This is a genomic window from Achromobacter sp. FW305-C-13, from assembly GCF_058783475.1.
Window position 1 is genome coordinate 2351561 of the sequence record NZ_JBYSYN010000001.1, and the last position, 12824, is coordinate 2364384.

Annotated in this window: 10 protein-coding genes; 4 read left to right on the top strand and 6 right to left on the bottom strand. The window is 68.5% G+C overall.

Annotation, left to right across the window (positions count from 1 at the left end; genetic code table 11):
- Positions 1-2 precede the first annotated feature (2 nt).
- Positions 3-479, top strand: coding sequence for a cytochrome c-type biogenesis protein (locus AC3WMU_RS10580; protein ID WP_492282294.1), 477 nt, complete (start codon positions 3-5; stop codon positions 477-479).
- Positions 476-1801 carry a c-type cytochrome biogenesis protein CcmI gene (gene ccmI, locus AC3WMU_RS10585; protein ID WP_492282295.1) on the top strand — a complete coding sequence of 442 codons (1326 nt, stop codon included), beginning with the start codon at positions 476-478 and terminating at the stop codon, positions 1799-1801. The genes AC3WMU_RS10580 and ccmI overlap by 4 nt, the downstream gene beginning before the upstream one ends.
- A 26-nt stretch (positions 1802-1827) precedes the next feature.
- Here the strand turns inward: ccmI and AC3WMU_RS10590 are convergent, their stop codons facing one another.
- The 4 genes from AC3WMU_RS10590 to AC3WMU_RS10605 all read right to left on the bottom strand — a co-directional run bounded on the left by AC3WMU_RS10590 (position 1828) and on the right by AC3WMU_RS10605 (position 7913).
- Positions 1828-5034 carry a tetrathionate reductase subunit A gene (locus AC3WMU_RS10590; RefSeq protein WP_492282370.1) on the bottom strand — a complete coding sequence of 1069 codons (3207 nt, stop codon included), beginning with the start codon at positions 5032-5034 and terminating at the stop codon, positions 1828-1830.
- A gap of 54 nt (positions 5035-5088) precedes the next feature.
- Complete coding sequence (gene nrfD, locus AC3WMU_RS10595) at positions 5089-6123, bottom strand: NrfD/PsrC family molybdoenzyme membrane anchor subunit (protein WP_492282296.1); 1035 nt, start codon at positions 6121-6123, stop codon at positions 5089-5091.
- Between the two features lie 19 nt (positions 6124-6142).
- Positions 6143-6904, bottom strand: a complete 762-nt coding sequence (dsrO, locus tag AC3WMU_RS10600) for a sulfate reduction electron transfer complex DsrMKJOP subunit DsrO (protein ID WP_280027717.1) — start codon at positions 6902-6904, stop codon at positions 6143-6145.
- A gap of 472 nt (positions 6905-7376) precedes the next feature.
- A complete protein-coding gene (locus AC3WMU_RS10605; RefSeq protein ID WP_006224215.1) occupies positions 7377-7913 on the bottom strand; it encodes a DNA-deoxyinosine glycosylase in 537 nt (178 codons plus the stop codon).
- 167 nt (positions 7914-8080) lie between these two features.
- Here AC3WMU_RS10605 and AC3WMU_RS10610 point away from each other — a divergent pair, with 167 nt between their 5' ends.
- Entirely contained in the window at positions 8081-8944 is an 864-nt protein-coding gene (locus tag AC3WMU_RS10610) for a pirin family protein (RefSeq protein WP_492282297.1), read from the top strand.
- Between the two features lie 237 nt (positions 8945-9181).
- Complete coding sequence (locus tag AC3WMU_RS10615) at positions 9182-10210, top strand: AraC family transcriptional regulator (protein ID WP_492282298.1); 1029 nt, start codon at positions 9182-9184, stop codon at positions 10208-10210.
- Between the two features lie 77 nt (positions 10211-10287).
- On the opposite strand, the gene AC3WMU_RS10620 is transcribed toward AC3WMU_RS10615, so the two are convergent.
- Positions 10288-11184 carry a SphA family protein gene (locus AC3WMU_RS10620; RefSeq protein WP_280027714.1) on the bottom strand — a complete coding sequence of 299 codons (897 nt, stop codon included), beginning with the start codon at positions 11182-11184 and terminating at the stop codon, positions 10288-10290.
- Positions 11181-12803 (bottom strand): phytoene desaturase family protein, encoded by a 1623-nt coding sequence (locus AC3WMU_RS10625; RefSeq protein ID WP_492282299.1) that lies wholly within the window; start codon positions 12801-12803, stop codon positions 11181-11183. The genes AC3WMU_RS10620 and AC3WMU_RS10625 overlap by 4 nt, the downstream gene beginning before the upstream one ends.
- Between the last annotated feature and the right edge of the window lie 21 nt (positions 12804-12824).

A 12824-nucleotide genomic window follows, 5' to 3' on the forward strand; every position in this document is an offset into this window, starting at 1 on the left:
GAATGCCCGGCCTTCTTGCCACCGCGTCGCTGGTGCTGGCATTGGCGCTGAGCCTGGCAGCGGCGCCGGCGTCCGCCGCGCAAGCGCCGCCTGCCCTGCCCGCGTTGTCTTCCGCCGACCAGCAACGCGCCGACAAGCTGGCCCACGGCCTGCGCTGCCTGGTCTGCCAGAACCAGACGCTGGCGGACTCCAATGCGCCGCTCGCTCACGACATGCGCAACCTGATCCATGCCCAACTGGCCGAGGGCCGCAGCGACGCGCAGATCATGCGCTTCTTCGAAGACCGCTACGGCGATTTCGTCCGCTACGACCCGCCGTTCAAGCCCATCACCTGGCTGCTGTGGCTGGGGCCGTTCGCGTTGCTGGCGCTGGGCTTCTGGGTATTGATGCGTACGCTGAAACGCCGGTCGGGCGCCCGCGCGCCCTTGACGGCCGACGAACGCGCGCGCGCCGCCCGCTTTCTGGATACCGGTTCATGACCACCCTCTGGCTCGCCGTCCTGTTGCTGCTGTTGGCGACACTGCTGTGCCTGATCCCGCCGCTGGTACGCCGCGCGCCGCCCGTTGACACCGCCTCCGACGCCAATGTGCGCGCGTTCTACCTGGCCCAGCGCGAACAATTGCGGCGCGACAGGCAGAACTGCACCCTCACCGCCGATGGCTTGGCCCGCGCGGAAGACGAGTTGCAGCGGGACCTGCTGCAAGACCTGGCCCAACGCCAGCGACAGGCCGCGCCGGTGCGGGGCCTGCGCGCGGGTGTGGCGACCGCCTGCCTGCTTAGCGTGCTGATCCCGGTGGCCGCCGTGCTGCTCTACGGCAAGCTAGGCAATCCCCGCGCGGCGGCAGACGTGTCGGTCATGGCAAGCGCCGTCGAACCGCACGCGGACGACACGGGCGACGACATGGCATTGGCCATCAATGCGCTGGCGCAGCGGCTGCGCAACGCGCCCGACGACGCGGACGGCTGGTACACGCTGGCGCGCTCTTATGAAACGCTGGGCCGCTACACCGATGCGGTCGCGGCTTACCAGCAGGTGTTGCGCCTGGTTCCCGGCCAGCCCGCCGTGTTGGCTGACCTGGCCGACGCCCTGCTGTCGGCCAATCAGGGGGTACCGGACGCCAATGCGGTCGCGGCCGTGGCGCAGTCGCTGGCCGCGCAGCCGGATCAGCCCAAGGCCTTGGCGCTGGCGGGCATGATGGCGTTGCGGCGCGGCGACGCCGCCGAGGCGCTGGCCCATTGGGAACGGCTGCAAGCCCTGCTGCCGCCAGACTCCGAGGCCGCGCGGCAGATCCAGTCCAATATCGCCCAGGCCCGCGCGATGGCAAACGGCGCGCCATCCGCGCGTAACACCACGGAGACCGCCGCGATGAATGCGACGGGGGGTGCCACGGCGGGTGCCACGCCGCAGGCCGCGCCGGTCGCACCGTCTGCGGCGCCGCCCGCCGGCGATGCCACGGCCGCCCGCATCAGTGGGCAAGCCCGCATCGCGGACGCCTTGCGCAGCCAGGTCCAGCCCGGCGATACCGTATTCATCCTGGCGCGGCCCGTCGAAGGGTCGCGCATGCCGCTGGCGATTCTGCAGGTGCGCGTTTCGGACCTGCCGCGTGCGTTTGTGCTGGATGACAGCAGCGCCATGTCGCCGGACGCCACGCTGTCACGCGCGAACCGCGTGCAGGTGGAGATCCGCATCAGTCGTTCCGGCACGGCCGCCGCCCGGCCTGGCGACCTGAGCGGCGTGCTGCCCGATGTGGCCGTCCGCGCGGACGGCCTGGAACTGGTGGCCGACACCGTCGTGCGCTAGCACGCCCGGGCATCGGCCACGCCGGCCTAGGCGCGCTCGATCCGCGCCGGCAGGCCCTGGCGCACCGCGGCGCCAGACACCCAGTCGATCCAGACGTTGGCGTGTTCACCTCGCGTGGCGTCGCCGAAACCCAGGTCGTTCAGGTTGACCCCTGCCGCCAGTGCAGGATCGTGCGGCATGGGTTTGCCGTCGACCACGTGGGCGCGCGCGCCCAGCTCGGTGTGGCCATAGCCGTGCTCGATGCCGACCGCGCCCGGCTGGATGCCGTCGCGCAGCAAGGCCAGCCCGGTTACGGCGCCGCCGGGCGTCACGATGCGCACGGGGTCGCCGTTGCGCAGCCCCAGGCGTTCGCCATCCTGCCGGTTGATCGACACCGGGTTGTGCGGATGCACCTGGCGCAGACGGTTCACGCCGATCGACATGGAGCTCATCAGGTTCGATTTGAACGAGCTGAGCAGGAAGGGCCATTGCTGCGCCGGGTACTCCGTGCGCACGTCGCGGCCATCGGCCAGGCGTGCGGGATACCAGGTCGGACAGCCGCTGTAGCGTTCGCCGGTCATCGCATGGCGAAAACCCGCGAGTTCCTCGCTCCAGACCTGCAGCGGCTTGGCGTAAGCCTGGCGGGTCTGGCGGGTCTGGCGGCTTTGGCCCTTGTCGACCCAGGCGTCTTCCATCTTGTCGAAGCGGCCGCCCCGGCTCATCAGCATGGCGACCTGCCGCCATTCGCCAGGCTTGAGCTTGTGCTGCAACAGGCTGCGATAGCGGTCCACCCCGGTCAGCGCCATGTCGTCGTCGCTGGCCTCGGGCACGGCGCGGCCGGCCGAGAACGCGATGTTGGCCATGCCGCGCAGGAAGAAGTCCTCGGGCGTGTCCAGCGCGTACTTGGCGCCGTCCTTGTCGGAGATCGCGTTCTGGCCAAAGCCCGGCATACCCAGGCGCTTGGCGCAGGCGATCAGGAAGGTTTCCAGGCAGACCGGCTCGTTGGTGGCGGTGCGTGCCACGCGCGGTTGCACGGCCGGCCAGCGCACGGTGGAAGCCTTGGCAACCACGTCGGCCCAGGGCGCCGACACGCCCCAGCTTTCGTACGTGACCGTGTCCGGCACGATGTAGTCGGCCAGCGCGTTGGTTTCGTTGATGAACGGGTTGATCGAGACCGACAGCGGCAGGATGCGCGGGTCCTTCATCTTGTCGATGATCACGCCCTTCAAGCCCGCGATGCCGTAGATCGGGTTGCTCATGTGGTTGAACCAGACCTTGGCGCGGTACGGATACCCCGCCAAAGCGGACGCCAGCATTTCAGAACTGAGGCCGCCGGTGGCCGGATACCAGGGCGCGGACGCCGGATACGCCGGCTGCCCCGCCGCCTTCTTGCGCTTGAATTCGCTGGACTTCTCGTACGGGTAGCGGTTGCGCGACAAGGCAACGCCCTTGGGCGTGGCGCGGTTGGCGAAGCCGGCGATGTTGTAGCGCGGGCCGGGGCCGTAAGGCGGGAACGGACCGGCATCCAGCACCAGACCGCCGTCCACGTTCAGGTTGCCCACCAGCGTGTTGAGCATGGCAATGGCGTAGGCCGTGTAGAAACCCGCGCCGCTCATCGTGCCGCCATGCGCGTCGGCCACGGCGCGCTTGCCGTAGCTGGTGAAGCGCTTGGCCAGCGAGGCGATCTTGTCGGCCGGCACGCCGCACAGTCCGGCGTATTCGTCCAGCGACTTGCGGTGCGATTCCTCGCGCAGCAAGGCCAGTGACGAGCAGACGCGCACCGTTTCCGCGCCGCCTGCCATGCCCGGCACGGCGATGCGCTCATCGACGAACAACGTGGCCGGCGACGCAGTCGTGTGCGGCGCCAGCGTGCCGTCTTCCAGGCGCACCGCATACACGTCTTCCCACTTTTCGTCGGCGTCGGTCGGCCGCGGCCAGCCCAGGTCTGCGCCGCGCACGAAACTGCCCAGCCGCGGGTGGCCGGGTTCAGCCACCACCAGATGCGTGGCGTTGGTCCAGGCGGCTTCGTCCGCCGCCTTCATGGCGTTGGGGCCCGGTTGCGCCAACATGCGGGCATCGAAGCGTTCGTTGTCCAGGATCCAGCGGATCAGGCCCATCGCCAATGCCAGGTCGCTGGCGGGATTCACCGGCACCCACTCGTTGCCGGAGCCTGCCGACAGGCTGGAGGACGCGGGCAGCATGGGCGACACGACCACATAGGTGAAGCTGTCTTCCTCCGGCCGCACCCGTGCTTCGGCCAATTGCCGGGCCTGGCGCTGGAAGGGGTTGCCCGCTTGCGCCGGCGCGGCGCCGATGAACAGACCAAAGCGCGCGTTGTCCCAATCCGGCTTGCCGTGCGGCATACCCTTCAAGTCGCCCAAGGCGGCGCCCGCACCCACGCGGAAGCTCTGGCCGCAGTACGAGCCATGGTTGCTGAAGTTGACCGTGCCAAAGGACTGCGCGGCAAAGCGCTGGATCAGGGGCGTGCGGCCTTCGTTGGAGGCGTCTGTGAAGAGGAATTGGTTGACCTTGGCGCCGTACTCCGGATTGTCAGGGTCCAGCAGTGTGTCGCGGTCGAAAATGGCGCGCAGGCCTTCCACATGGCCTTCGCCGAAGAGGTCGCCGCCTTCGCACACTTCCTGCACGAGTTGCTCGAACGAGATGGTCTGCCACTTGCCTTCGCCCCGCCCGCCCACGCGCTTCATCGGTTGCAGTACGCGGAACGGACTGTTCATCTGTTCCAGCATGGCCGAGCCGCGGGCGCAGGACGTGGCGCGGCCTTCCAGGCCGTTCTCGCCGCCGAGTTGCGCATAGACTTCGCGCACGGGCGTTTCCATCGCGGCGGGGCGCGTGGTGGCCAGCGGGTGGTAGGGGTTGCCCGCCACGCGCAGGATGCGGTTTTCCTTGGTGTCCACGCGCAGACGCACGCCACACTGGGTCCAGCAGCCCAGGCAGCTGGACGGGCTGACCGTCTGGCCCGGCTGGGCGGACAACACGCCAGTCAGCGGGTCGATGCGGAACTCCGCCGTCAGCGAATTGCCGCGCACGGCATGGGCGGTGGGAACGCCGGCCGTGCCGTGCGCCAGGCCCTTGACCGCGCGGGTGACGGTTTCGCCATAGCCGGCCGCAAAGGCCGCCATGCCGCCGGCGACCATGCCGCCGCGCACCATCAGCTTGCGCCGCGCCGCGTCCTGCAGCGCATTGTCGGGCGCGTCGGCCGCGCCAGGCTTGTCGTCTTCGTGTTGCTTGTCCATTGCTTTGTCTTCCATGTGCTTTCGTCTTGCGGCCGCTTTTGCCGCTTAGGCCACTCAGGCCGCCATGCCGCGCGCGTGCGCCGGGAATCGCTCCAGGGCCCAGGTCACTGCGGTGACCAGCGCCACGCACAGGCCCAGCACCCCGACCATGCCCAGCAGGCCGTCGCTGCCCCAGGGCATGTCGTACAGGTAGAGGCCCGCGCCATACTTGGGCACGCCCTGCACGCTCATGAACACCACCCAGCGGAAGATCCACGCGGCCGCCAGCATGGTCAGCGCCAGGGTGGCCGACGGCAGCGGAGCGGCCAGCGCCTGGGCCGGGCGCTGCAGCAGCGCGATCATGCAGAAGGCCGTGATGACGGCGCCCGCCAGGCTGATGCGCCAGATCGGGAATTCGGCGAACAGCCGCAGGGCCGCGTCGAACGACGGATCCACGCCCAGCGTGCCCAGCAGGCCCCAAGCGCCGGCGCCCAAGGCCATCAGCACGACGGCGGCCAAGCTCAGCTGGCGCAGCATGCCCACCGGCAAGGCCTGCATGCCGCCGGGCAGCCAGCGGCCCACCAGGAACATGGCGCCCAGCGCCCCCAGCCAGGCCGTCAAGGCGAAGTTCACGGGCAGGAACACGGTGTGCCACAAGGGCCGCGAACGCAGCACCATGACTTCGGCGCCGGTGTAGACAAGGATCGACACCGCCGACAGCGCCAGGGCCACGCCCAGGAGGCGCACCCAGGCGATGCGGCCCCACCACCACGCGGCGCAGAACAGCACGGCCAGGCCCACGAACACGGGCAGCAGCAAGGCGCCGAGCCACATCCACGACCATGGCGTGAAATGCGCGTAGAAGTGCCAGAACCTGCCGGGCTGGTGCAAGTCGGCCAGCAATGACACCGGCGCGGCGACGGCGGTCACCAGCAGCACGGTCGCGGCTGCCGGCAGCAGCCGGCGCGCGGACGATCCGGCCGGGCCGAAAGCGGCGAAGGCGGCGGTCAGCGCGGTGGTGGCGCTGATGCCGATAAGAAAGAAATACTGCACGGCCCAAGGCAACCAGGCGGCGTCATAGACCGGCGTGAGCAATTCCGAGATCTGCATGAAAGTCCCCTGTGATGGCTCAATGTCCGCCAGCCAGGCGCACGCCGGCCTGGCCGTCGACCTGGTGCACGAACGCGTCGGGCAGGCCGATGTAATAGACGTGGGGGTCGGTCTTCATTTCGGGTTTCAAGACCTTGATGTCCGCCTTGTGTTCGACGAGCAGTTTGGAGATGGCGCTCTCGGGGTCGTTCATGTCACCGATGACGCGCGCACCGCCGACGCAGCTTTCCACGCAGGCCGGCAACAGGCCGGCTTCCAGGCGGTGTTCGCAGAACGTGCATTTGTCGGCCGTTTGCGTTTCGTGGTTGATGAACCGGGCGTCGTAGGGACAGGCTTGCACGCAGTAGGCGCAGCCGACGCAGCGTTCGTTGTCGACGAGCACGATGCCGTCTTCCCGCTGGAAGGTGGCTTGCACGGGGCAAACGGGGACGCAGGGCGGGTTGTCGCAGTGGTTGCAGAGGCGGGGCAACATGACCATGGCGCAAGGGCTGCCGTCGTCGGGGGTGACTTCGTATTGCAGGACGGTGGTGCGGAATTGCCCGATGGGGGGCAGGTTTTCCATGGAACAGCTGACCGTACAGGACTGGCAGCCGATGCATTTGCGCATGTCGACGACCATGCCGTAGCGCTTGCCGGGGATGCCGGGGCGACGGGGAGGTTGGCCGTTCAGGCCGGTGGCTTCGGCGTGGATGGGGATGATGGTGGCGGCGGCGCTCAGGCCGAGGAGTCCTTTCAGGAAGCCGCGTTTACTGGGTAGGGGGGGTTCTGGTGAAGGGGGCATTGCTTGGGGCTCCGGGCGGTTACTTTTTGTTGTTATTAACTTATCACTGGGAGTTATATAGGGGGTTGATTTGAATCAACTGGGGACGGATACGGGGTCAAGGAGTCGGAGGTTGCCGTTGCTGGTTGCTGGTGCTGATTTCTTGGGGCGCCGGTTGTCGCGCGGGCGGGGGTGGCGCGGCCAACGATGACGGTCCGGCCCGCGGGGGCCGGACTTCCCCGTCCTCATCCTCGTCCGCCTACGGCTCCCTTCGGATTCCGTCGGGCGTCACCGAACGGCCGCCCCACCCCCGCCCGCGCGACAACCAGCTCCAGCAGCGTCATGCCAAGGCCGCTGGGGGGAGCGGCGTGCTTGGCGTTTTGGTGGGGATGAGAATGCCGCGGAAGGGGTGGCATGCCCGCCCGAGAAGGCCGCCCTGCGCGGCCTTTTCGGGCATACGTGGTGGGGGATTGCGGGGGGTGCCGCTTCGTGTTTAGGCGGTGAGTGCTTGTCGCCAGGCGGCGAGCTTTGTCTCGAAGGAGGCGGCGGCGTGGGCGGGGCTGGTGGAGGGGAGATCCACGTATTCCAGGTTTGTTTGGGGTAGCGTGGGCAGGACGTGGCGGCGGTAGAGGGTGGCGGCCTTGCCGCCGTTGAAGCAGATGCGGGTAATGGCCGGGTGGGCCGTCAGGAAGGCGGCGAAATCGTTGGGGATGAGCGTGTCGTGGCGGATGTTGGCGTCCAGGCTGCCGGGGCGTTCGCAGGCTTGCAGGACGTCCCACAGGGCGATGCCGGCGGCTTGCAGGGCTTGCAGGCGGTGGGGGTAGTCCAGGGCGGGATCGAAGCCCAGGACCTGCGCGGCGATGGGCCAGAATGCGTTGCGAGGGTGGGCGTAGTAGCGGACCTGCGCAAGCGACGCCACGCCGGGCATGGAGCCCAGGACCAGCACCCGCGAATGGGGGGTTGCGACAGGGGCGAAGCCCCAGACGTGGTGGTTGCGCCCTTCCTGGGCAGTGTCCGCGCGTAGTTCCATCGGGCAAGGATACGACAGACGGCAGCCGGCGGAATGGGATGGGGGCATCGTCCGATCTATGGAACAGTGCTTATCAATAGGGGGGACTACCGAAACCAGCGTTCCGCCCTTATCTTTAACCCTATGACGAACGACCCCGCAGGGGTCGCGCAATAGGAATAGACGCTATGAAGAAGATCCTCGGTTTGCACGCTGCTCCCCGCCCCCACTGGGTGGGCGACGGCTTCCCGGTGCGCTCGATGTTCTCCTACAACGACAAAGGCAAGAACGTCAGCCCGTTCCTGGTGCTGGACTACGCCGGCCCGGCCAAGTTCGAGCCGGCCGACCATCCGCGCGGCGTGGGGCAGCACCCCCATCGCGGCTTTGAGACCGTGACCATCGTCTACAGCGGCGAGGTCGAGCACCGCGACTCCACCGGCAACGGCGGCGTCATCGGTCCCGGCGACGTGCAATGGATGACGGCGGCCTCGGGCATTCTGCATGAGGAATTCCATTCCCCCGCGTTCACCCGGTCGGGTGGCGAGCTGGAGATGGTGCAGCTGTGGGTCAACCTGCCTGCCCGCGACAAGACCGCGCCGGCGGGTTACCAGGGCATCCTCAATGCGGACATCCCCGTGGTGGCGCTGCCGGACAATGCGGGTTCGCTGCGGGTGATTGCGGGCAACTTCGCGGGCCAGGCCGGTCCGGCGCGCACCTTCACGCCCATGGACGTGTGGGACGTGCGGCTGAATGCGGGCAAGACCGCGACGTTTCCCGTCGCCGCGGGCCGCAACAGCATGCTGGTGGTGCTGCGCGGCACGGTGCTGGTCAACGGCGAGTCCGTCGCCCGCGACGCGCATCTGGCGCTGTTCTCGCAGGACGGGGAAGACATCACGGTCGAAGCCAACAACGACGCCGTGTTTTTGGTCCTGAGCGGCGAGCCGATCGATGAGCCGGTGGTGGGATACGGTCCGTTCGTGATGAACTCGCAAGCGGAAATCGTCGAAGCCATCCAGGATTTCAACGCCGGCCGCTACGGGAAGATGCACTGACGCCAAGGGGCGGGCGCCGTCTGCCCGCCCCAGGCCTTAACTCCTTCATTTGACGGCGATTAAGCCGTGCGCGAAAAACCGTGGCCCTGGCCGCGGTTTTTCGCATTCCGCGGATAGGCAGTGCAGGAAACGGCCAGGCTCCCCCGGCGCGGGACGGGTTTTCCACCAGTCCGCCCCGCCCTGCGCAGCTTTACTATCGAATCCTTCCAGGCTCCCACGCGGGAGGAAACCCCTGCCATGATCAACCCGACGCCGTCCGCCACCAGCACTACCTGGCCGCCCGCCGCGCCGCGCATCGAATCCGTCCTGGGGCTGCCGGCGCAGCAGTTGTTCGCCTCCGGCGATCTGGATGAAGCCCGCTCCATGGTCGGCCGGGTCATGCGGCCGCATCAGTTGGGCGTGGTGGGCGCGATGCAGCGCCTGGATGCCCGCATGCATCACCAGCCGCTGGGCGATGTCTCGTTGAACCGGTTGCGCTACGGCGCCCATGTCGAGATCCGACCCGGCCCGCTCGAGGACTTCTTCCTGGTGCAGATGCCGCTGGCGGGATCGGCCCGCATCAGCAGCGGCCCGCAGCAAGTGGACTCCACGCCAGACGTCGCGTCCGTAGTCAGCCCGGACGACGACCTGGCGATGCGCTGGAGCGACGACAGCGATCAGTTCATGCTTCGCGTGGGCCGTTCCCTGCTCGAGCGCACGCTGATGGGCCAACTGGGCTGTACGCTGGATCGGCCGCTGCGCTTCCAGCTGGGATTCCGCTGGCGCGATTGCCCGGCCTGGCGCTGCCTCATGACGTATCTGCTGGACTGTTCGTCGCAGCACGCGGACCTGGCCACGCACAAGTTGATCGTGCACCAGATGGAACAACTGGTCGCGGCCACCCTGCTGTCGGCCCATCCGCACAACTACACCTGCGTGCCGCCCGGCCGCCGCGCCGCGGTGTTGCCGCGCCACGTGCGCAGCGTGCAGGACTATCTGCAGGCCCACGCGCACGAACCCGTCAGCGCCGAACAACTGGCCCGCATCGCCGGCGTCAGCGTGCGCAGCCTGTATGCGGGGTTCAAGGAATTCCTGGACGTGAGTCCCATGCACTACCTGCGCGACCTGCGCATGGAGCGCGCCCGAGCCGAACTGCTGTCGGGCGAAACCCACAGCATCGCCGCCGTGGCCCTGCGCTGGGGCTTCGCGCACATGGGCCGCTTCAGCGCCGGGTACAAGGCGCGGTACGGCGAAAGCCCAAGCCAGAGCTTGCGCCGTTGCGGGTGAGAACACGCCTAAGAGAAAAAGGTCCAGCACGGCGGGGCCGCGCTGGACTTGAGTCAGGCCGGGACGCCCCTCCTGCTTTAGAACGGAATCGCCAGCTTCACGTACAGCTGCGAGCCTTCTGGCCGGTTCTTCACCTTGAATTCCTGCTGCCATTTGGCGGTGAACAGCCAGCCCTTGTCGTTCAGGTAGCGCACCGACGGGCCGACCCCGAACGCGCGCGCCCGGCCCGCGGCGCTGTTCGGTCCGCTGTCGTCCGTCACTTGCTGGAAGGCGTGGCCGCCTACCCCCAGCACCCAGCCCTTGCCCACTCCCCAGCCCAAGGCGTAGTCGGCATGGATCGCCTGCCCCGAACGGGTGTCCGTGGCGGAGTTGCGGAAGTTGAAGTCGTACATCACCTTCAGGTCGGCGTTGAAGCCGTCCGGGCTGATGCGGCTAAGCGCGAACACGGGTTGGGCGGTCCAGTAGTTCTTGCCCAGGCTGGACGGGTCCTTGCGGTCGTACTCGCCGGTGGGCGCATACATGTCCAGTCCGACCACGTAATGCAGCGTCGGCGACACGTGATAGCCCAGCGCCACGCCCAGCGTCATGTCGCCCAGGCCGGTGCTGCGGTAGCGTTCGCCGGCCGCCTTGAACGTGACGTCCAGGAGCGGCGCGATCGCGTGGAAGGCCAGTTGCCCGCCCATCACGTGCTGCTCGGTCACCCAAATCAGACGTGGCGCCAGCACGTTGACGTCGACCTTGAAGCCCGGCACCGGCACCCGCTCGCCATCGTTGCCGCGCAAGGTGTCGTAGCGCGCCCCGCCGCCGTAGACCAGCATGTGCACGCCGGGCGGCGGCAAGGCGCCGGACATGAAGTTCTCGAGGCCGTCGGGGTAGATGCCCAGCCCGCCGCCTTCGGTGGCCTGGGCCGCCGTGCCTGCCAGCGCCAATGCCACGGCACAGGCCAGCCGCCGGCGTTCAAGGTGTCTGCTCATGTTCCGCTCCTGCCCCCACGGGGCGCCAGATGTTGCGCGACGAGATAGCCGGAGCCGCCGCCCAGGCCGGGGCCTGGATGGGTGGCGGCGCCGATGTGGAAAAGGTTGGAGAGCGGCGTCCGATGCGCGCGCGCGCCCTGGCTGCCGGCAAAGGGCCGCAGCCAGAAGAATTGGTCGGGCGAGCACACGCCCGAATAGGGATCACCGCCCACCAGGTTGCAGTTCAGGGCTTCAAGGTCTGCCGGGCAATAGCTGCGGCGGCCAACGATGCGCTGCGCCAGCCCCGGCATGACTGGCTCCAGCCGCGCCTGCACGCGGTCGGCCACTGCCTCGCGCAGCGCGGCGTTCCAGCGCCCGTCTTCGGGTGCCGCGATCTCGCCTGCCGCGTCGCCTTTGATGCACACCGGCAGTTCCTGCATCTGCACCCACAGGATCCAGCCGCCTGCCGGGGCGCGTGAAGGGTCCACCGCAACGGGTTGGCCGATGGCCAGCGTGGGGCGCGCCGGCAACAGGCCGTTGTTGGCTTCGGTCACCGATGCGCACACCTGCTCCATGCTCTCGGTCAGATGCACCAGCGGCACATGACGCAGTTCGGGAGTCAGCCAGTCCGGCGGCGCGTTCAGCGCGAAATGGATCTGCATGCCGCCGCGGCCGTAGCGGTAGCCGGCCGCGCGCTGGCGCACGGGTTCGGGCGCGTCGGGCAATAGCTGGCCGTACAGTTGCCCGGGCGTCACGTTGCAGACCACCGCCTCGGCTGCGCGGTATTCGCGGCCGCCCGCCATCACGCCGACCGCGCGGCGCCGACGGCCGTCTCCTCGGGTCAGCACGCGTTCGACCGCGGTGCCGGTCAGCAATCGGCCGCCGTGCTGCTCGATCACTTTCGCCAACGCCTCCACCACGCCGCTGCCCCCGCCCTTGACCACCGGCATGCCGCCGGCCACGACGGCCGCGAAAGTCAGCTTGCCGATCAAGGCAGAGCACGCGTCGTCGGGGCCCAGCCCCGTATGCAGCACCCAGGGTGCGATCAGGGCGCGCGCCGCGTCCGACCGCAGCTCGCGTTCGGCCCATCGGCGAAACGGTTCCAGGGACGCCGCGGCAAAGGCGGCCAGGCCGTCCATGCCGCGCTTGCGCCATTCCTTGAACAGCAGCTTGAGCATGCCCGCGCCGTACGGGTTCTGCCCCAGCATCCCGAACGTCAGCGCGGCGTCCTCGCCGAAAAGCCGTTGCGCCATGGCGGCAAATGCCGTGCCATCGCCCGGCGCCCAGGCGTCCAGCCGCCGCGCGCTGTCCTGGATGTCCTGCTTGAATGCCAGCCCCGAACCGTCGGGCCGCACCAGCCCGGTCGTGTACTCGCCTTGCAGGAATTCCAGGCCGGCTTCGGCCAGCGCGGGCTTTAGCGCCGCATAGGCCGGGCTGCCTACAAACAGCGGATACCAGCACGACAGCACGTCATGGTGGTAGCCCGGGAACAGTTCTTCGGTGCGGATGCATCCGCCCAACCGGCCGTTGCGCTCCAGCACCAGCACCGACTTGCCGCGCTGCGCCAACAGCGCGGCGCACACCAGCGAATTCATCCCGCTGCCGACGATGACGACCTGCGCGTCTGACTCTGTGGCCATGAATCACTCCAACGGGTAAGG

Excerpts from the sequence above, each read along its gene's own strand:
- AC3WMU_RS10580 (WP_492282294.1), top strand. The coding sequence starts at position 3 with ATGCCCGGCCTTCTTGCCACCGCGTCGCTGGTGCTGGCATTGGCGCTG.
- ccmI (WP_492282295.1), top strand. The coding sequence starts at position 476 with ATGACCACCCTCTGGCTCGCCGTCCTGTTGCTGCTGTTGGCGACACTG.
- AC3WMU_RS10590 (WP_492282370.1), bottom strand. The coding sequence starts at position 5,034 with ATGGACAAGCAACACGAAGACGACAAGCCTGGCGCGGCCGACGCGCCC.
- nrfD (WP_492282296.1), bottom strand. The coding sequence starts at position 6,123 with ATGCAGATCTCGGAATTGCTCACGCCGGTCTATGACGCCGCCTGGTTG.
- dsrO (WP_280027717.1), bottom strand. The coding sequence starts at position 6,904 with ATGCCCCCTTCACCAGAACCCCCCCTACCCAGTAAACGCGGCTTCCTG.
- AC3WMU_RS10605 (WP_006224215.1), bottom strand. The coding sequence starts at position 7,913 with ATGGAACTACGCGCGGACACTGCCCAGGAAGGGCGCAACCACCACGTC.
- AC3WMU_RS10610 (WP_492282297.1), top strand. The coding sequence starts at position 8,081 with ATGAAGAAGATCCTCGGTTTGCACGCTGCTCCCCGCCCCCACTGGGTG.
- AC3WMU_RS10615 (WP_492282298.1), top strand. The coding sequence starts at position 9,182 with ATGATCAACCCGACGCCGTCCGCCACCAGCACTACCTGGCCGCCCGCC.
- AC3WMU_RS10620 (WP_280027714.1), bottom strand. The coding sequence starts at position 11,184 with ATGAGCAGACACCTTGAACGCCGGCGGCTGGCCTGTGCCGTGGCATTG.
- AC3WMU_RS10625 (WP_492282299.1), bottom strand. The coding sequence starts at position 12,803 with ATGGCCACAGAGTCAGACGCGCAGGTCGTCATCGTCGGCAGCGGGATG.